This window comes from Streptomyces sp. NPDC086787 (genome assembly GCF_044745865.1).
In the GTDB taxonomy this organism is placed as follows: domain Bacteria; phylum Actinomycetota; class Actinomycetes; order Streptomycetales; family Streptomycetaceae; genus Streptomyces.
The window spans coordinates 657,547-675,193 of the sequence record NZ_JBIVBC010000002.1 but is presented as its reverse complement, the minus strand read 5'-3'; the positions used below and the strand labels follow the sequence as shown (position 1 = coordinate 675,193).

Here is a 17,647-nt window from a genome sequence, read left to right as displayed (position 1 = left end):
TCAGCCGACCTTGCCCGGGTGGAGGGCCTTGGCGATCTCCTCGACCGTGTCCGCGTTGCGCACTCCCGCGATGGTCGTCGGCTCGGAGCCAACGCGCAGGAGGTGGCCTTCCCGCACCGCTGTGAGGCCCTTGGTCGCCGCGTTGGACTTCAGCCACTGTTCGGCCTCGTCGAACGCCGTCTTGTTCGCCGCCTCGCTCCCCCGGTCGCGGACTCCCAGCTGGATCCAGTCCGGGTTCCTGGCGATCACGTCCTCCCAGCCGACCTGCTTGTAGTCGCCCGCGCAGTCCGCGAAGACGTTGCGGGCTCCGGCCAGGGTGATCACCGCGTTGGCGATCTGACGGTTGCAGACGACGGTGGGCTGTTTGGTACCGGCGTCGTAGTCGAAGAAGAAGTACGTGGGCCGCTCGCTCTCCGCCGTGTCACCGACCGCCTGCCGGACGGCGGCCACCTTCGCCTCCATCCCGGCGACGAGTTCCTTCGCACGCGCGGTCGTGCCGGTGACGGCACCGAGGGAGGCGATGTCGGCCTCCACCGCCGACAGATCGGTGACCGGGGTCCTGCTCTGTGCCGCGCAGGCGGTGGACTTGAGGTAGATGTGGTGGATTCCGGCGGCCTCGAACTCCGGCGCGGTCGGCGCGTCGCCCATGCCCGACCCGCCCATGCCGCCCATGGAGGCGAAGGTGTCGATGTAGAGGTCGGCGCCGGAGCCGAGCAGTTTCTCCTTCGGGATGACGGTCCGGCTGAGCACCTTCACCTGCCGCGCCTGTGCGTCGAGCGCGCCGGGCAGGGTGTGTTCGCCGGGCGGGAAGCCGGTGCCGATCACCTTGTCTCCGACACCGAGGCGCAGAAGCAGCTCCAGGGCGGCGGCATTGCTGGTGACGATCTTCTTCGGGGCGGCGGAGAAGGTGGTCCTGACGCCCGCGCAGTCGGTGACGGACACCGGGTAGGTGCCCGGGGCGGCATCCGCGGAACTGCCGGCGCCCGCGCTCGGGGCATCCTTCTCCCAGTCGCCGCAGCCCACCGCCAGCAGGCTGCCGAGCACTACGGCAGCCGTACCGCTCCACACACGAGAACGCATCGAAACAACTCCTGGATCCAGTCGGCGGGCGGGCGAACTTCCGTCACCCGTCCAGAAGTCGGCGCGGACACCGCGCGAGTTCCCGTGACTTTCCGTGAGTTCCGCCTATGCCGAGTCGAGTTGGCGACACGGGCCATGGGAGGGTGCCGGTGCTGGTTGCCGCACCGGCACCCTCCAAAAACCGTCAGGCCGCGACGGTGGAGCGCGTTTCCGCCTGGGCGAGCAGGTCCATCAGGGTCGCCCGGGCGCGGGCCACGCGGGACCGGACGGTGCCGATCGGGCAGTCGCTGACCGCGGCGGCTTCCGCGTAGGGCAGGCCGAGCAGCTGCGTGAGGACGAAGGCCTCACGCCTGTCGTCGGGCAGTGCGGTCAGCAGATCGAGCAGGGCGACGCCGTCGTCGAAGCCGGGCAGGTCGCGCGGCTGGGTCAGTTCGACGGCCGTCTGCCAGTCCGGTACGTCCGAGCGACGCGGCCGGGCGGCGGCGTGCCGGTAGCTGTCGATCACCGCGCGGCGGGCGATGGACAGCAGCCAGGCCCGGGCCGAGGAACGGCCCTCGAACCGGTGCAGGCTGCCGAGCGCGCGCAGGAACGTGTCCTGGGCCAGGTCGTCCACGGCCTGAGGGTCGCCGCAGAGGTGGGCGACATAGCGCTGGACGTCGCGGTGCAGGGCGCCCACGAACTGTTCGACCGCGTCGGTGTCACCGCCTCGGGCGGCCAGCGCCCACGCGGTGATCGATTCGTCGAGTGCTGCCGTTGTGCCGCTTTTGCCGTGTGAGGTGGGCAGGGCGGAGGTCATCACCTGGTGTCCTTCTCGGGGTCGACCGTGATCCGGACCGGCGGCATGCGAAGGCCTGGTCCGGTGCAATCCGGTGAAATCCAGTGAAATCCAGCGAAAGAGGAGGCAGCCCTACGGCACGGTGGCGCTGCAGCGCGGTGGCGCTACGGCGCCTGTGCGGCCGTACGGCTGTGGCCCGAGGGGCGAAGGAGCGGCCTCGGGAATCCGGCTGTCGTCAGCTGACAGCGGTCCCCTCGGGCGGGCCCCGGGAAGTGATCGCGTGGACGAGAAGGAGAAGCCGCGGTGCCCGGTCGCGGGGGCGGCGGCGCGGATTGAGGCGGGGGCGGTCCGGGGTGACGGGCAGGGCGAACAGGAGTCGCAGGGGCGCGACCAGCCACCCGGCCATCACCCGCAGGATCCGGAAGGCGGCCCGCTCGCCGTGCGCCAGCCACAGACCGCACAGCAGTGCGGCGAGCAGGTGGGCGGCGAGCATGCCGAACGACGACGAGCCATCATGCATGGAGTGCCCCAAATGGGCGTCATGCGCCATGGGGTTCATTTGACCCGTATGACCCATGTGTTCCATATGGCCCGTGTATGCCGTGTGATCCATGTGATCCATGCGGCTCATGTCCATGGAGGCGGCGTTCGCGGATGCCGACTGAGCGTGGGAGAACGCCTCGTGCAGCACGACCTGGGCGCCGACCACAACCGTCACGATCAACGGCAGTCCACGCTCACGCCCCGCCAGGCACCAGCCCACGACACCGGTCAGCGCCGCACCGACGGCCAGCGCCCACGCGGGTACATGGCTCCCGGACATCAGGACGTGACCCAGAGCGGCGAGCAGCACGCAGACGGCCGCGAACACCGCGGCCCGTAACGTGCGAGCACACCGCCCAGCTGTCATGGCGTCTCATCCTCGCACGCCGACCGCGCCGTCCCCGGCGGGGTGACGACCGGATCCGGAGAGCTCCCCCCGACCGTTCTGCCGGGCGCCGCTACGATTCCACTTCATGGACATCGAGGAGCGGGGGACGGCGACGGGGTCGGCCGGCGGCACTTCGACAGCTCAACTACGCGACCAAAACCTAACAAAACGGCCAAACAATTGATATCCAGAACATCACGGGTGTTTTCCCGAATAAACAACAAAATCGCGCTGTGGGGCGCGGTGGGGGCGGTTGCCCTCGCGTTCCTCATCGCGCTGGAGATCGCCGCACGCCACTACGGCCTGCCGGGGCCGATGACCAACCAGGCGCGCGAGGTGGTCTTCCCCCCCAAGTCGGGGCCGCTGCTGTACGCCAGCATGGCCCTGATGATGGTGGTGCTCACCCGGCGGGAGCGGTTCATCGCGGCTGGTGTCGCGATCGGTGTCGACGTCGTCTTCCTGGTGACGCGGTGGGCCGTCAACGGCAAGCCGAACTTCCTCGGGTTCGGCAACGGCGCCCTGTGGGTGGTTCTGGGCTGTGCGGTCATCGCCGTCACGCGCCGCACCGGGCGCGAACGCACCCTGCTGCTCAAGGGTGTCGGACTGGCTCTGCTGCTGGTGACCGGCCGCAAGACCGGTGACACCTGGCTGCTCATCACCTCGAAGACCCGTCCGACGGTGCTCGACCAGTATGTGGCGACCGCCGATCACGCGTTGGGCGACCCCTCGTGGATAGCGGGCCGCATCGTCAACGCCACCGGCACGATCGGCGCCCACGTCCTCGACTACGTCTACATCCAGCTCGCGGTGGCCGCGGTCGTCGTCTCGCTGTACCAGTTGCGCAACGTGGCGGCCGAGCGCAGATTCCCCCGCCACCATCTGGTGCGCACCTTCCTGGTGATCGGCCTCCTCGGGCCGGGCATCTACATGCTCTTCCCGGTGGTCGGACCGATCTTCGCCTACGGTGCCGACGGCGGACACTGGGCGGTGGCCGACCTGTGGCCGAACACGCCGTCGGGCAACTCGCCGCACCACATGGCGTTCAACTCCATCACCCCGCGCAACTGCATGCCCAGCCTGCACACGGCGTGGGCCACCGCGATCTTCATTCATTCCCGCAGGGCTCCGCGGGCGCTGCGCATCGCGGGCACGTTCTGGCTGATCGCCACGCTGGGCGCGACGCTGGGATTCGGCTATCACTACGGTTCGGACATCATTGCCGGTGTGGTGTTCACGCTCACGATAGAGACCGCGCTGCGTTCGCAGGTACGTGGCTGGGACCGGGCCGGCATCCAGCTGGTCGCCTACGGGGCCGCGGTCTTCACCGCGCTCCTGGTGTCGTACCGCTACCTGTCGACGCAGATGGCCGCGCATCCGTGGATCTTCGGTCCCCTTCTGTTGCTGGCGATGGGCTCGGTGATCCAGGGCTACATACGGACCACGAGACTGTGGGAGCCGAAGGCCGTACCCGTACTGCAACCGGAGCCGCAGCCCGAGCCGGTGGCATAGGTCCCGTACCGGTGGCGTCCGCCGCCGGTCACACCCCGCTCACGTCACGAGGAGCATGTACGTGTTCTGAAGCTCGTCCTGTACGACGTGCGCCTCCCCGTCCGCCGTTCGCACCCGCAAGTCCGCCTTCGGGGTGCGCACCTCGTACCGCCAGCCCCGCGGGAGCCGCAGGCGCTCGCCGAGCGTGTCCAGGGAGTCCAGGGTCAGGCTGTCGTCCACGATGTGGGCGTACGCCTGGAGCACGTACACGCGCCCGTCGGAGTCGCGCAGGGAGTAGACCGGCCGGCCCGCGGACAGGACGTACTCGGTGTCCCGCTCGACCGTGGTGTCGATGTAGTACTGCCTGGGCCGAGCTCCGGTCGGATCGGTTTCCGCGGGGATGCGCACCTCGGCCACCAGCCGGGCCCGGACCCCGCCGAAGTCGGTCACTTTCCCGGTGGCGAACGCCGTGAGCTCGTCGATCACCCAGTAGCGCGGTCCGTTCAGCAGCACCAGCGGGACCTGGAACCGCTCGGCCAGCGCCCGGGGGTCGAGGCCGTTCCACCACTGCGCCGGGCAGTCGTTCAGGCCGAGCGTGTTGTACACGGCCGCCTTCAGGCCGCCGGCGCCGTCGGGAGACACGAGCAGGATCTCCCCGTAGCGCTTCCCGCGCAGGTCCGCGATGTGCCGGGGCGCCTGAGTGGTGTGCGTCATGGCTCCTCCTTCGCGTGACGCCCCGTCGTACGCGCGTTTCCTCAGCATCCACCCGGACGAGGGCGCACGCCACCGAAGTGGCCCCGGACCCTGCGGGGGCTATTTGAGACCGCTGAGCATGACGCCGCGGATGTAGTACTTCTGAAGCAGCAGGAAGAGCACCAGCACCGGCAGGACGCTCATCACCAGCCCGGCCATGACGATGGGCATCGTGCGGGTCGGGTCGACATAGTCCTGGAGGAGCTGGATACCGACGGGCAGGGTCATCACGTCCGGGTTGGCGGTCGAGACGAGCAGTGCCCAGATGTACTCGTTCCAGGCGTCGACGAACGTCAGCAGCCCCAGTGTGACCAGGACGGGCTTGGTCTGCGGCACCACGATCCGCCACCACACCGCGAACTCTCCCGCCCCGTCGACACGCGCGGCCTCCAGCACCTCGTCGGGGATCGAGATCATGAACTGGCGTGTCAGGAAGATCCCGAAGCCGTTGACGAGGAACGGCATGGCGAGCGCCATGATGCTGACGGTCAGACCCGCGCCGCCGCGCCCCAACAGGTCGTTGCCGCCCGCCAGCGGCCAGTGCACGAGGATCAGGAAGTGCGGGATGAAGAAGAGGAACGGCGGGAACATCATCGTCGACAGCACGAGACGGAAGACGAAGTCCCGTCCGGGGAAGCGGAGTTTGGCGAGGGCATAGCCGGCCAGTGAGGACGTGAGCAGCACCGAGCCGGTGATCGTGGCGGTGGCGACGACGCTGTTGCGGAACAGCACGGGCAGATCGAGCTGGTCGATCGCGGACCGGTAGTTGGACAGGTCGAAGGCTTCGGGCAGGAACCGGTAGGGCAGCGTGCCTGCCTCGCCGGGACCCTTGAACGAGGTCATCAGCATGTCGAGGAACGGCACCACCGTGAGTGCGGCGCCGGTCACGACCACGAGATACGCGAGCCAGGGGAAGCGTCGGCGGTTCATGCGTCCTCTCCCCTGCGCCGGTAGATCCACAACTGCGCCAGGGTGACCGCGAGGACCACCACGAACAGGACGAAGGCGGCGGCGCTCGCGATGCCCCAGTTTCCGTAGGAGAAGGCCTGCCGGTACATCTCCAGTGCGGCCACGTTGGTCGCGTCGCCGGGGCCGCCCCTGGTCATCACGATGATCAGCGCGAACGACTGGAGGCCGGTGAGGAACTGGGTGACGCACACGAACAGCAGCGAAGGCCGCAGCAGTGGCAGGGTGATCCGCCAGAAGACGGTGGCGGACCCGGCGCCGTCGAGCGCGGCCGCCTCGTAGTAGGACTCGGGGATGGACTTCAGCCCGGCGGTCAGGATGAGGATCGCCGAGCCGACCGACGCCCAGGCCTGGACGACGACCACCGAGGGCAGCGCGGTGTCCGGGTCCTGGAGGAAGGCCACCGAGCCGAGCCCGACCGCGTTCAGGACACCGTTGACGAGGCCGCCTGGCTCGTACATGTACTTCCACACGTTGCCGACGGCGACGACGGTAGTGACGATCGGCAGGAAGTACAGGGTGCGCCAAAGTCCCTGGAACCGCAGCCTGTCGATGCAGGTGGCGACGAGCACCGAGCCGGCCAGCGCGAGGGCCACGGTGCCCAGGGCGAACAGCAGGGTGTTGGTGAGGATCGGCGTCAGGAACGTCGATCCGTCCGCGAGGAGAGCGGCGAAGTTGTCGAAGCCGACCGGTTCGATGCCGCCGAGGTCGAACCCGGTCCAGCGGGACAGGGACAGCAGCAGTGCGAAGCCGAGCGGGAGGATCAGGAAGACGGCGAAGAAGAGCAGTGTCGGCGCCAGGAAGAGGTAGGCGACGACGGTCTGTCGGCGCCGGGTGCGGCCACGGCGACCGGCAGCAGTCACCTCGGGGCGCGAATCACGCACCGCCGGTTCGGCCGCCTCCGGCGCCAGCGCGTTCACCATGACCGGGACACCTCCTGATCGACCTGCCGGCGGGTGGTACGCAGTGACTCGTCGACCGACCGCTGACCGGTCCACAGCGCCTCGATGTTCTTGCGCAGAAGCGACTTGGCCTGCTGGGCGCCCGCGCCGTTCGGTTCCGGCACCGCGTACGCCAGCGCGTCCAGGAAGGGGCGCAGATTGGGGTCGCTGTCCTCGCCGAGGAGTGTCCGCATGTCGTCGGCCCGGCCGGTCATGGAGCCGACCGACGCCTGCAGCAGGCTCATCCGGGTGGCCGTCGCGTTCTTCCCGGCGCTCTTCGCGCTCACCTTCTCGGTGTTGAGCCAGCGCAGGAACTCCCATGCCTCGCGCGGGTGCCGGCCGGCCGCGTTGACGCCCAGCATGAAACTGGTGGAGAGCGTGGCGTGTTGGCCGTCCGCCTCGGGGAGGGGCAGCGGAGCGACGCCGACATCGCCGTAGGCCTTGCCCATCAGGGCCTTCAGGTTGCCGGTCCACCAGCCGGCGCTGATCACCATGGCCACCTGCCCCGACGGGAACGCCTTGTAGACGTTGACTCCGGGGTCGCTCGCGCCCTTGCCGACGAGGCGGTGCTCCAGATCGAACACCGCTCGTCCGGCCGGTGAGTCGATTGCGGTGCTCCGGCCGTCCGCGGAGACGAACCTGCCGCCGGCGGCGTTGAGCAGGGCGAGGGTCTGCCCGACGGTGGTGGAGTCGTCGTAGGTCGACAGCCCGAACCCCTGGACCAGTGTGTTGCCGTACCGGTCCCGTCTGGTGGTGCGGTAGGCCGTCTCCTCCAACTCCCCCCAGGTGCGCGGAGGTCCGCTCACACCGGCCTCGCGCAGCAGTCGCTTGTTGTAGTAGAGGGCGTACGTCTGCACCTCGGTGGGGTAGCCGTAGATCCGGCCGGCCACCGAGGAGGAGCCGACCGCCGCCCTGCCGTAGCCACGCGTGATTTCCTCGGCGTGCGCGCGGGGAGCGGGCCGCAGGACGCCGGCCTGGACGAGCTGGCCGTTCCACAGACAGTACGGGTGGATGATGTCCGCGCCCTGACCGGCGGCCTGCCGGACCATGAACGTGGTCAGCAGGTCGCTGAACTCGACGGCCGTCGTGCGCACTTTGACCCGGTCGTGGGTGGCGTTCCACTCGTCCACCGGGCCCCGGAGGGCCTCCTTGAGCGCGCCGCTCGCGTAGTGGGAGAGCAGGGTGAGGACGATCGGGTCCCCGGGTCGCCCGGTGCCCCGGTGCGGCGCGGCGCATCCGGAGGCGAGCAGCGCCGGGGGGAGCGTGAGCGCGAAGTGACGGCGGCTCAGGCCGCCGGTGAGCCGTGTCGGCGTCATCGGGCGGCCTCCCGGCGCAGCACCTGGAACACCCGGGTCCTGGTGAATCCGGCCTTGCGGTAGAGGTGTCCGGCCGGAGACCGCTCGCCGGTCCACAGGAACCACGCGCAGTGCGCGCCGCACGCCCGCATGCGCTCCAGGGTCAGATGGAGCAGGACATTGCCGAGTCCCGCGCCGCGCGTCTCCGGCAGGACGCCGAACGGGCCGAACCGTTCGACCGCCGACTCGTACGCCCCGTGCATCGCCCACCCGGTGAGTCGGCCGGAGGGGTCCCGTGCGACGACGATCCGGTCGAGCGGCGCACCGGCCGCCAGGCACTCCCGGATCGCGCGCGCCCAGTCGGGGTTGAAGCGGTGTCCGGCGAGCGCGACGAGGTCCACCAGATCGTCGTCGGAGGGAGTGGTGAACCGGTGGCCCCGCGCCGTCAGTTCGGCCAGGCGGAGCGCGGTCTCCTCCGGGAGGCGGTAGCCGACCAGGCTGCGGTCCATCGCCGCCGCCTCGTACAGGGTGCGGAAGCCCAGGGACGCGAGGAGCCCGCCCGCCGCCGGATACGTCGCGGTGTCCAGGCCGGGGAGGATGTAGTTCGGGGTGTACGACGAGAAGTCCACCCGGGTACGGCCGTGGCCGCCCAGCCAGTCCAGGGCTTCGGTCAGCAGCCGTCGGCCGAGGCCACGCCCGCGGGCTGCCGGGTCGACGAAGAAGAACGGGATCCAGCCCTGCCGCGGCTCCAGGTCGGTGCCGGTCATCGGTGTCAGACGGCGCACCGCGTATGCGGCACCGACGACCCGGTCACCGTCCATGGCGACCCGGAGCCCCTCCGGGTCGAAGTTGGCGTCGAGCAGCACCAGGGAGCGGAAGCGGTCCGCGGTGATCGGGTCGGCCGGCGCGCTCCTGCGCCACGACTCCACCAACCGCGGGCCGTCGCCCGCGCGGAAGCCACGAATGGGTTGAGTCGTGGGGGCCAGGCGGATCGTGCCATCGGTCATCGGCGGAGTCGCCCTTCCTTGCGCCGGTGGGGCGGCGGCTGTCGAGTCGTCATGAGCGTCCGCTTCCTTCAGCCGTAGAGCAGCACGTGGTCGCCGGCCCACCGCCCGGGCGGTGCCGGTGGAGCGCACAGCGGCAGCGGGTCGTCGTCCGCGTCGACGAGGCGCCGCAGCCGGTCGGATCCCCAGAGCAGGTCGATGAAGTGACGGTGGCCGGTGCCTTCCGCGCCGCCGTCCGTGGTGCGCCAGGCGAAGTCGTCGGGGTACAGCCGCCGCAGTGTGGCCAGCATGGCGACAGCTGTCCGCACGGGAGCGAACGCCTCGCGGTCGGTGAGGTGGAGCTGGACTCCGCGCAGCGGCCGTCCGGCGTGCTTGTGGAAGGCCGGTACGTACCGCATGTCACGGAAGCGCACTCCGGGCAGGGCGAGTTCGGCGAGCGCGGGCGCGAACCGCGCGTCGATGTACGGTGCTCCGACAATCTCGAAGGGTTGCGTCGTGCCGCGGCCCTCCGAGAGGTTCGTGCCCTCGAACAGGCAGGTGCCGGGGTAGACGGCGGCCGTGGCCGGGGTCGGGATGTTCGGTGAGGGCGCGACCCACGGCAGTCCGGTGCCGTACGCGTCCGTGCCGCGCTTCCAGCCGACGGCCTCGATCACGGTCAACTCGGCGGGGGCGCCGACCGCCTGGGGCACGGCGGAGGCGTTGAGATGGCGGGCGAGTTCGCCGCAGGTGAGGCCGTGCCGGACCGGGATCGCGGTCCGGCCGACGAAACTGGCCCACGCCGGTTCGAGAGACGGGCCCTCACTGACGAGTCCGCCGAGTGGATTCGGGCGGTCGGCGACCACGAACCGCACGCCGGTACGGGCCGCCGACAGCATCAGGTCGAACATGGTCCACACATAGGTGTAGAACCTCGCGCCGATGTCCTGGAGGTCGTACACCAGGGTGTCGACGCCGCTTTCGAGCAGCAGTGTGTCGAGTTCTTCGGCGTCGCACCGGTAGGTGTCGTGGACCGGGAGGCCGGTGGCGGGGTCGGCCCGGACCGTCTCGGCGTTGCTCCGGCCTGCCTGGCCGGTCCCGTGCAGCCCGTGCTCGGGGCCGAACAGGGCGACCAGCCGCGCCCCGGCCTCGATCAGCGCGGGCGCGGCCGGGCGCAGGTCGGCCAGCACGCCGGTGTGGTTGGTCACCAGCCCGAGCCGCCCGGGTCCGGCGAGTCCGGGTGACGCGTGCAGCCGTGCGATGCCGGTCGTCACCGCCGCGCGATCGTCCGTGCTCATCTTTGCACCCGTCTGCCGGTGACATCCCGAAGCGGCGGTCGGAAAACTTGCCTACGTGCCAGCCCCGCAATTTAGCAATGATTTGTCCGAGTTCGCGAGAAGGGCACTGCGAGTTCTCTCATGGGTGCCGCGGGGCCGCGTGGGCGGTGGCGCCGCAGAAGGTGTCGTCCCCGGTGCGGATGTCGGCCGGGTGCAGGACCGTTCTCAGCCGCGCGCCGTGACGTACAGGCTCTGGGTGCCGCGGCCGAGGGGGCCCTTCTCGTCGTGCAGGGCGGACTCGGCGAGGCCGATGCCCGCGCCGTCCACCATCGTCCTGGCGTCCAGGCAGACCCATTCGCCCTCGGGGTGGCGGTGCAGGCTGACGGTGAGGTCGGCGTTGACGAAGACGTAGCGCTGGAAGTCCAGTGTCGCGCTGACGCCGTTGCCCGAGTCGGCGGCGGTCAGCACTCGGCTGAGGGGGGTGATCTCCTCGCCCGCGATCAGGGGAACCCGCATCCGCATCCACGCCGTGGCCGGTCCGGGTTCCAGGAACGAACCGGCGGCGAAGCGTACGTCCATGGCGGTGTGGTAGCCCTGGTCCCAGGGCACCGGGAAGAACTGCTGCGAGGACACGGCGCCGGGTCCGGGCACCCGGGGGCCCGGCGACACCTCCGGCACGGAGTCCGGGGCGGTCTTGATCAGCAGGACCGTGGCCCGCATCACCTCCTGGCCGCCGTCGGGGGTCAGGGCCGCCTCGACGAGTTCGACGCTGCGCCCGGCGCGCAGCACCCGTGTGGTCACGGTCAACGGCCGGATCGGGACCGGGCGCATGATCTCGTAGGTCACTCGCGCCACTCGCATCTGCGGCCGTCCGTCCGGCCGTTGCTCGACGACCCGGCCGAGCAGCGCGGCCGGTGGCCCGGCGTGCTGGGAGCCCGCGTCCCAGGGTCCCCGCGTGTAGCCGGTGGGAAGGAACCGGTCGTCGGCTTCCCGCTCGTAGAAGGCCTCGGCCCCCGACACCGTCATGACTGTCCCTCTCTGCCTCTGCCGCATCTCCGCCACACGGGCCACTCCCCGGACAGTCTACTAAGCGCTTGCTCACATCGCAGGGTTCCTTCGGCGCCCCGGCCCCGGAAGCGCGCTCTCCGGTTGCATACCGGGAATACCCGGTCACCTTCCGTTCACCCGAGTCACCGGGGAACTTGGGATTCCGGGAGGAGGCTCCGACGAGACGGTCCGTCCGCGGCGTGGCCGTGCTCACCACTCTCTGCGCCCTCCTCGCCACCGCCGCGGCCTGCACGAAGGACAAGCACAGGGCCGGCCCGGCCGCCCCGGAACCCGGCACGCTCCGGGTCCTCGCCTCCAGCGAACTCAGCGACATGACCGCCGTCTTCGAGCGGGTGCGCAAGGACACCGGCGTCACCGTCCGCCCCACCTGCATGGGCACGCTGGACGACGTGGAACTGCTCGCGAAGGGCAGGGCCGACGGCGCGTACGACGCGCTCCGGCTGTCGTCGAACGACTATCTGCGGCTGCGCCCCGACGCGGCACGCAAGGTGCCGTCCGAGACACCCGTCATGTCCAGCCCGGTCGCGATCGGTGTCAGGACCCCGACCGTCAAGGCACTCGGCTGGCGGCCGGAACGCGTCACCTGGTCGCAGATCGAGCAGGCCGTCCAGGACGGGAAGCTGACCTACGGCATGACCGACCCGGCCCGTTCCCACTCGGGTTTCTCCACCCTGGTCTCGGTCGCCTCCGCCCTGTCCGGCGCCCAGTCAGCCCTCACGGACGCGGATGTCGCCAAGGCCGCCCCGAGGCTGAAGGAGTTCTTCAAGGGCCAGAAGCTGACGTCGGGTTCGTCCGGCTGGCTGGCCACCGCCCACCGGCGGCGCGGTGACGTCGACGCCCTGCTGAACTACGAGTCCGTCCTCAAGGGCATCGCGGGGCTGACCGTGATCCGGCCCCGGGACGGCGTGGTCACGGCGGACTATCCGCTCTCCTCCCTCACCGCGAGCGACGCCCGCACCCGCGAGGACGTGTACAGGGTGTCCGAGGACCTGCGCACCGCCGCCGTGCAGAAGCTGATCACCAACACCGCGCACCGCCGCCCGGTCGTCACCTCGGTGCCGCCCGCGGCGGGCCCGGACACGAGACGACGGCACGAACTGCCCTCCCCCGGCAGCCGTTGCGTCGCCGACGGGCTCCTCGACTCCTACGAGAACGACCTGCGCCGTCCCTCCCGCACGGTGTATGTCCTCGACACCTCCGGTTCGATGGAGGGCGGCCGGCTGGCCGCCCTGAAGAAGGCGCTCACCAATCTCACGGCCGAGTTCCGCGACCGCGAGGAGGTCACGCTGATGCCCTTCGGCTCGGAGGTGAAGACCGTGCGCACCCATGTCGTGGAGCGCGGTGGTCCGAAGGCCGGTCTGGACGCCATCAGGCGGGACACCGAGGCTCTCGACGCCGACGGCGGCACCCCGATCTACACCTCGCTGGAAGCGGCCTACGACCATCTCGGGGCCGGTCGCGACGCGTTCACCTCGATCGTGCTGATGACCGACGGCGAGAACACCGGCGGAGCCAAGGCCGAGGACTTCGACGGCTTCTACCGCCGACTCACCGGCGCCCGGCGGGAGATCCCCGTCTTCCCGATCCTGTTCGGCGACTTCGACCACTCCGAGCTGTCCCACATCGCCGACCTGACCGGCGGCCGCCTCTTCGACGCCCGGAACGGCTCGCTGGACGGCGCCTTCGAGGAGATCCGTGGCCACCAGTAGGGTTCTCGGCTACCTGGAGTCCCGCAAGAACATCGCGGGCGGTGTCTGCGGGCTGCTCGGCCTGGTGCTGACGTTCACCGGGGCGGCGGGCGCGTACTGGCCCGTCGTGGTGGCCGGGCTCTACGGCGCGGGCGCGCTGGTCGCCCCACCTGAGCGGCCGGAACCGCCCGCATTCCCGGATCCGTCGGCGCAGCTCGACGCGGTGCGGGAAGACTTCGGGAAGCTCGGCGCCTACCTCGCCGACGTCGATCTGCCGCCCGCGCCGCGCGCCCGGCTCACCGAGCTGCTGGCCGCGCTGCTGGAGGCCGGGCTGGGTGGCCGAGCTGCTCGCCCAGGACCCCGGGATGTACACGTCCTGTCGCGGGCCGTACGGCAGGACGTTCCGGAGGCCGTCGACACCTTCGTACGAACCCGGTGGTGGACCCGGCTGAGCCCGGGCACCGAGCCGCCCGACCGGCATCTGGAGCGGCAGTTGACGCTGCTGCGCGAGGAGGCGGAGCGCTTGGCGTCGGCGCTGCACGACACGGAGGCCCGGTGGCAGGAGTCGCACACGCGCTATCTGGAGGACCGGTCGCAGTAGGCGGGTGAGGGCAGCGCCTGAAGGCGGGTGAGGGTGGGCGGGTGAGGGCAGCGCCTGACCGGCTCCTCGCCTCTTCAGCCCCATCAGCCCCATCAGCCCCATCAGCCCCATCAGCCCCATCAGCCCTCATGAGCTTGCTCAGCCTTTTCGGCCCTCTCCGCCGTCCTCGGCCGTCCTCGGTCCGACGAGCCGGCGGATGGCCTCGACGACCGCGGTGCGATGCAGGGCGACCCGCTCCGGCGACCAGGCGCGGCCACCCTCCTCCACGTCGACGCCTCCAGCGGCCCAGAACCATGCCTGCGAGACGGCGAGAACCATGGTGAGGACATCGGCGGGCGCCATGTCCGCGGTGAGGTCACCGCGCTGTTGCGCGTCGGCCACCTCGGCGATCTTGCGGCGGAAGGCGTCCGGTTCGGATCCGGTGGCGGAGGGGCGCTCCAGCAGTTGCCACAGGCGCAGGCGCATCAGGTCCGGCCGGGCCACGAGGTGATCGAAGATCGCACCGGCGTATCCGGGCAGGTCATCGACATCGAACGGCACCGACTCGGCGCCCGCCGTGAGGGCCCGCTCCAGTACGGCATCGAACAGTTGTTCTTTGTTGCCGAAGTAGACATAGATCAGCCGCTTGTTCGCTCCGGCCGCCTCGGCGATCCGGTCCACCCGCGCACCGGCGATGCCATGGGTGGCGAATTCGGCGAAGGCCGCATCGAGCAGCCGGGCCTTGGTGGCGCTGGAGTCGCGTGACATGCCGGCCACCCTACCAAGTAACTATCCAGTTATTGACATCGATGGAGACGAGGTCTACGGTGATGTACCTATCCAGTTAGTTATGAATGAGAGGCACCCTCGTGGAACACCGCGCACTCGGCAGCCAGGGACTCACCGTCAGCACGCAGGGCCTGGGCTGCATGGGCATGACCGCCTTCTACGGCGCCACCGACGAGACGGAATCGCTCGCCACCATCGACCGGGCGCTGGAACTCGGCGTCACCCTGCTCGACACCGCGGAGAGCTACGGCCCCTTCGCCAACGAGCGGCTTGTCGGCAAGGCGCTGACCGGCCGCCGGGACGCCGCCGTGATCGCCACCAAGACCGGCATCGAGATCACCGACGACGGCCAACCGGTCGCCCTCAACGGCCGACCCGAGTATGTGCGACGGGCTCTGGACCGTTCGCTGCGCCACCTGGGCACCGACCACATCGACCTGTACTACCTGCACCGCATCGACCCGCAGGTGCCGATCGAGGAGACCGTCGGAGCCCTGTCGGAGCTGGTCGCCGAGGGCAAGGTGCGGTACATCGGGCTGTGCGAGGCCTCCGAGCGGACCATCCGGCGCGCGCACGCCGTGCACCCGGTCACCGCCGTGCAGAGCGAGTACTCGCTGTTCGAGCGCGGCATCGAACACGATGGGGTGCTCGACGCCCTGCGGGAACTGGGGATCGGCCTGGTCGCCTACTCCCCGCTGGGCCGCGGTTTCCTGTCCGGCGCGATCTCCAGCCCGGACGACTTCGCCGAGGACGACTGGCGCCGGACGGACCCCCGCTTCCAGGGCCGGAACTTCGACCGCAACCTGGACGTCGTCCACGAGGTCCGCCGGATCGCGGCCGCCAAGAACGTCACGCCCTCCCAGCTGGCGCTCGCCTGGGTCCAGCACCAGGGCGCCGTCGCCATCCCGGGCACCAAGCGCCGCCGCTACCTGGAGGAGAACCTCGCCGCCACAGGTGTGACGCTCACCGCCGACGACATCGCCTCCATCGAGGCGGTGGCCCCGCACGGCGCGGTCACCGGCGACCGCTACGCACCCGAGCTGATGGCGATGCTGGGCGGCTGACCGGCGGAAGGCCCACCGGGGCGGGTTACACCCTCAGCGGCCGAGTGCGTTCTTCAGCTGCTCCTTGGTCATCGAGGAGCGGCCGTGGACGTCGCGCTTCCTGGCCTCCTCGTAGAGCTGGTCCTTCGTGGGGCCCTGGGCTCCGGTGTGGGAGCGCTCTCCGCCTCGTTCGTAGGCGGACTTGGGGTCCCGGACGGAGACCTTTCCCGGATGCGCGGCCTCTCCCGAGCGGGCCCGTTCCTTGTTGACGGTGCGCGCCGCGATCTCCTTCGCCCGCTCAGCGGTCTCGCCGCGCCGCTCGGCACTCTCCTTGATGTGCTCGTACTGCCGCTCACGCTTTCTGTTCGAACCTGCCGGCATGACGCGGATCCTTTCTCCTCGGTTCAGGCATGTCCGCCTGCCGGCCGAGTTCCCCCTCAGTCCGTGTCCCTATCCCCAGCGGGGTCGGGTCTGGTCCCCGCTCGGCCTGCTCGGCGCGTTCCCGAGTTCGTGGGGAGTGAGCCGGTCCCGCTCCCCACCGGCCCGGGGCACCTCGTTGGGTTCACGCATCTGCCGCTCCTCGCCCACCGGGCCCGATTTCGGCGGCGTGGGGTGCTGCCCCGGCCCGGGAGGTGCGGGCTCGCGCCCTCGCACCTTGATGCCCAGCCGCACCGCCCACACCAGTGCGGCCGTGATGATTACGCCGCACAGGAGGATGACGACCGTCCCTGTCGCCGAGCCCGCGGCGGCCATGTGTTCCAGTGGCGTGTCCATCCGCGTCGAGTACCCGCCGCCGGACGGTCAAAGCCGGTCGGGGACCGGCTCCTCGGCCGGCAGCAGCGGACGGAGGGCGCCGAGAACCGCGCCGACACAGATGTCGCGCAGCTGGGTGCGGCTGCAGGTCTCCTGGGTGAGCCAGTCGACGCAGATGACCTGGACGAAGACCAGCCAGCTCTTCAGGACGCCGGACACGGCGTCACGGGAGGCCTCGTCCACGAGGGGGAGCACGGCCAGCAGCCGGGTGCGGAGTGCGTCCAGTTCGCTCGTCATGATCGACTGGATCACCGGGTCGCCCGCGAGAACCCGGTTCGCGGCGAGCACGGCGTTGCGGTTGGCCACGAAGTAGTCGAGGTGGACGTCCATGCCCTGAACCAGCTGCTCCGTCAGGGAGTCGCCCGGGTCGAGGCGGGTCTCGGCGAGCAGCCGGTCCGCCGCCTGCTGGTAGACGGCCGCGAACAGGGCGTGCTTGCTGGGGAAGTGACGGTAGAGCAGGGCGCGGGAGACATCGGCCTCCTGGGCGACCTCCTCCATCAGTACGTCGTCGTACGGGCGCGCCGCGAAGAGTCGCGCTCCTACGGAGAGGAGTTGGGCGCGGCGGTCTGCGGGGCTGAGTCGCTGACGGGGAGGCACACCCCCAAGGCTACTTGACATGTGTCTACTAGCACACCCAATCTAGTAGACACATGTCAACTTCACTTCCCTGAGCCGGACTCGGAGGCATCATGGCAAGGACGCTGCGCTTACTCGTACGGCTGATGGGCTGGGCTTGCGTGGTGATCGGCTTGCTCCACGTCCTGCTCGGCAATGCCGCGATCCCCGGGGCGGGTTCCGCCGGCCCGACGATCGACAGCTGGGGCCGCTTCATGGGCGCCGTCTTCGCCGGGTACGGGCTGGCCTGGCTGTGGGCCGCGGAGCAACGGCCCATTCCGGCCCGGGTGGTGCGCCGGCTGGCCGGGGTCTTTCTGCTGGGTGGTGTGGGAAGGCTGCTCTCGCTCGCCGCGCACGGATGGCCCCAGTGGTTCCAGATCGTGCTCGCGGTGCTCGAGCTCGCCCTGCCCCCGGTCTACTTCTGGCTGGCCGACGCGGAGGAGCGAGCGGTGCGCGGCAGCGGCTCACCGGCCGTGCCGGCCAGCCGCTGAAGGAACGCGGGGACTTGAGGAAGGGGCCGTCTCACCGGAGGTCGGCCCACAACGGAAAGGCGATGCGCCGGACC

Annotated in this window: 19 protein-coding genes; 5 read left to right on the top strand and 14 right to left on the bottom strand. The window is 70.3% G+C overall.

Annotated features, from left to right (window positions below):
* The 3 genes from ACIPK3_RS09265 to ACIPK3_RS09255 all read right to left on the bottom strand — a co-directional run bounded on the left by ACIPK3_RS09265 (position 1) and on the right by ACIPK3_RS09255 (position 2,765).
* Positions 1 to 1,080, bottom strand: a complete 1,080-nt coding sequence (locus ACIPK3_RS09265) for an ABC transporter substrate-binding protein (protein WP_402567695.1) — start codon at positions 1,078 to 1,080, stop codon at positions 1 to 3.
* A 184-nt stretch (positions 1,081 to 1,264) separates the two neighbouring features.
* Positions 1,265 to 1,879 carry a sigma-70 family RNA polymerase sigma factor gene (locus tag ACIPK3_RS09260; protein ID WP_402567692.1) on the bottom strand — a complete coding sequence of 205 codons (615 nt, stop codon included), beginning with the start codon at positions 1,877 to 1,879 and terminating at the stop codon, positions 1,265 to 1,267.
* A gap of 211 nt (positions 1,880 to 2,090) precedes the next feature.
* Positions 2,091 to 2,765 carry a hypothetical protein gene (locus ACIPK3_RS09255; RefSeq protein WP_402567690.1) on the bottom strand — a complete coding sequence of 225 codons (675 nt, stop codon included), beginning with the start codon at positions 2,763 to 2,765 and terminating at the stop codon, positions 2,091 to 2,093.
* Positions 2,766 to 2,987: 222 nt separating this feature from the next.
* Here ACIPK3_RS09255 and ACIPK3_RS09250 point away from each other — a divergent pair, with 222 nt between their 5' ends.
* Entirely contained in the window at positions 2,988 to 4,295 is a 1,308-nt protein-coding gene (locus ACIPK3_RS09250; protein WP_402567688.1) for a phosphatase PAP2 family protein, read from the top strand.
* A 39-nt stretch (positions 4,296 to 4,334) separates the two neighbouring features.
* On the opposite strand, the gene ACIPK3_RS09245 is transcribed toward ACIPK3_RS09250, so the two are convergent.
* The 7 genes from ACIPK3_RS09245 to ACIPK3_RS09215 form a co-directional block, all read right to left on the bottom strand.
* Positions 4,335 to 4,988 carry a hypothetical protein gene (locus ACIPK3_RS09245; RefSeq protein ID WP_402567686.1) on the bottom strand — a complete coding sequence of 218 codons (654 nt, stop codon included), beginning with the start codon at positions 4,986 to 4,988 and terminating at the stop codon, positions 4,335 to 4,337.
* Positions 4,989 to 5,087: 99 nt separating this feature from the next.
* Positions 5,088 to 5,957: a carbohydrate ABC transporter permease gene (locus tag ACIPK3_RS09240; RefSeq protein WP_402567684.1), complete on the bottom strand. Its 870-nt coding sequence runs from the start codon at positions 5,955 to 5,957 to the stop codon at positions 5,088 to 5,090.
* Positions 5,954 to 6,916 (bottom strand): carbohydrate ABC transporter permease, encoded by a 963-nt coding sequence (locus ACIPK3_RS09235; protein ID WP_402567682.1) that lies wholly within the window; start codon positions 6,914 to 6,916, stop codon positions 5,954 to 5,956. Before ACIPK3_RS09235 ends, ACIPK3_RS09240 begins: the two co-directional genes overlap by 4 nt.
* Positions 6,910 to 8,250, bottom strand: a complete 1,341-nt coding sequence (locus ACIPK3_RS09230) for an ABC transporter substrate-binding protein (protein WP_402567680.1) — start codon at positions 8,248 to 8,250, stop codon at positions 6,910 to 6,912. Before ACIPK3_RS09230 ends, ACIPK3_RS09235 begins: the two co-directional genes overlap by 7 nt.
* Positions 8,247 to 9,236, bottom strand: a complete 990-nt coding sequence (locus ACIPK3_RS09225) for a GNAT family N-acetyltransferase (RefSeq protein WP_402567678.1) — start codon at positions 9,234 to 9,236, stop codon at positions 8,247 to 8,249. The genes ACIPK3_RS09230 and ACIPK3_RS09225 overlap by 4 nt, the downstream gene beginning before the upstream one ends.
* A gap of 68 nt (positions 9,237 to 9,304) precedes the next feature.
* Positions 9,305 to 10,507 carry an exo-beta-N-acetylmuramidase NamZ domain-containing protein gene (locus ACIPK3_RS09220; RefSeq protein WP_402567676.1) on the bottom strand — a complete coding sequence of 401 codons (1,203 nt, stop codon included), beginning with the start codon at positions 10,505 to 10,507 and terminating at the stop codon, positions 9,305 to 9,307.
* 204 nt (positions 10,508 to 10,711) lie between these two features.
* Positions 10,712 to 11,512 carry a thioesterase family protein gene (locus ACIPK3_RS09215; protein WP_402567674.1) on the bottom strand — a complete coding sequence of 267 codons (801 nt, stop codon included), beginning with the start codon at positions 11,510 to 11,512 and terminating at the stop codon, positions 10,712 to 10,714.
* Between the two features lie 227 nt (positions 11,513 to 11,739).
* Between ACIPK3_RS09215 and ACIPK3_RS09210 the strand changes: the two genes are divergently transcribed.
* Together ACIPK3_RS09210 and ACIPK3_RS09205 are read left to right on the top strand one after the other, a co-directional pair.
* Positions 11,740 to 13,263 carry a VWA domain-containing protein gene (locus ACIPK3_RS09210; protein WP_402567672.1) on the top strand — a complete coding sequence of 508 codons (1,524 nt, stop codon included), beginning with the start codon at positions 11,740 to 11,742 and terminating at the stop codon, positions 13,261 to 13,263.
* Positions 13,250 to 13,843 (top strand): hypothetical protein, encoded by a 594-nt coding sequence (locus ACIPK3_RS09205; protein ID WP_402567670.1) that lies wholly within the window; start codon positions 13,250 to 13,252, stop codon positions 13,841 to 13,843. Before ACIPK3_RS09210 ends, ACIPK3_RS09205 begins: the two co-directional genes overlap by 14 nt.
* A gap of 138 nt (positions 13,844 to 13,981) precedes the next feature.
* Here the strand turns inward: ACIPK3_RS09205 and ACIPK3_RS09200 are convergent, their stop codons facing one another.
* Positions 13,982 to 14,590 carry a TetR family transcriptional regulator gene (locus ACIPK3_RS09200; protein WP_402567668.1) on the bottom strand — a complete coding sequence of 203 codons (609 nt, stop codon included), beginning with the start codon at positions 14,588 to 14,590 and terminating at the stop codon, positions 13,982 to 13,984.
* Positions 14,591 to 14,691: 101 nt separating this feature from the next.
* Here ACIPK3_RS09200 and ACIPK3_RS09195 point away from each other — a divergent pair, with 101 nt between their 5' ends.
* The gene (locus ACIPK3_RS09195) at positions 14,692 to 15,675 is read left to right on the top strand and encodes an aldo/keto reductase (RefSeq protein ID WP_402567666.1); all 984 of its coding nucleotides are present in this window, start codon (positions 14,692 to 14,694) and stop codon (positions 15,673 to 15,675) included.
* 33 nt (positions 15,676 to 15,708) lie between these two features.
* Here ACIPK3_RS09195 and ACIPK3_RS09190 read toward each other — a convergent pair whose 3' ends face one another.
* From ACIPK3_RS09190 to ACIPK3_RS09180, 3 genes are all read right to left on the bottom strand, one after another.
* Positions 15,709 to 16,035, bottom strand: coding sequence for a plasmid stabilization protein (locus ACIPK3_RS09190; protein WP_402567664.1), 327 nt, complete (start codon positions 16,033 to 16,035; stop codon positions 15,709 to 15,711).
* A 69-nt stretch (positions 16,036 to 16,104) separates the two neighbouring features.
* Positions 16,105 to 16,428 (bottom strand): DUF6479 family protein, encoded by a 324-nt coding sequence (locus tag ACIPK3_RS09185; protein ID WP_402567662.1) that lies wholly within the window; start codon positions 16,426 to 16,428, stop codon positions 16,105 to 16,107.
* A 27-nt stretch (positions 16,429 to 16,455) separates the two neighbouring features.
* Entirely contained in the window at positions 16,456 to 17,064 is a 609-nt protein-coding gene (locus tag ACIPK3_RS09180; RefSeq protein WP_402567660.1) for a TetR/AcrR family transcriptional regulator, read from the bottom strand.
* Between the two features lie 92 nt (positions 17,065 to 17,156).
* On the opposite strand from ACIPK3_RS09180, the gene ACIPK3_RS09175 reads away from it, so the two are divergent.
* Positions 17,157 to 17,573 (top strand): DUF4345 domain-containing protein, encoded by a 417-nt coding sequence (locus tag ACIPK3_RS09175; RefSeq protein ID WP_402567658.1) that lies wholly within the window; start codon positions 17,157 to 17,159, stop codon positions 17,571 to 17,573.
* Positions 17,574 to 17,647 lie beyond the last annotated feature (74 nt).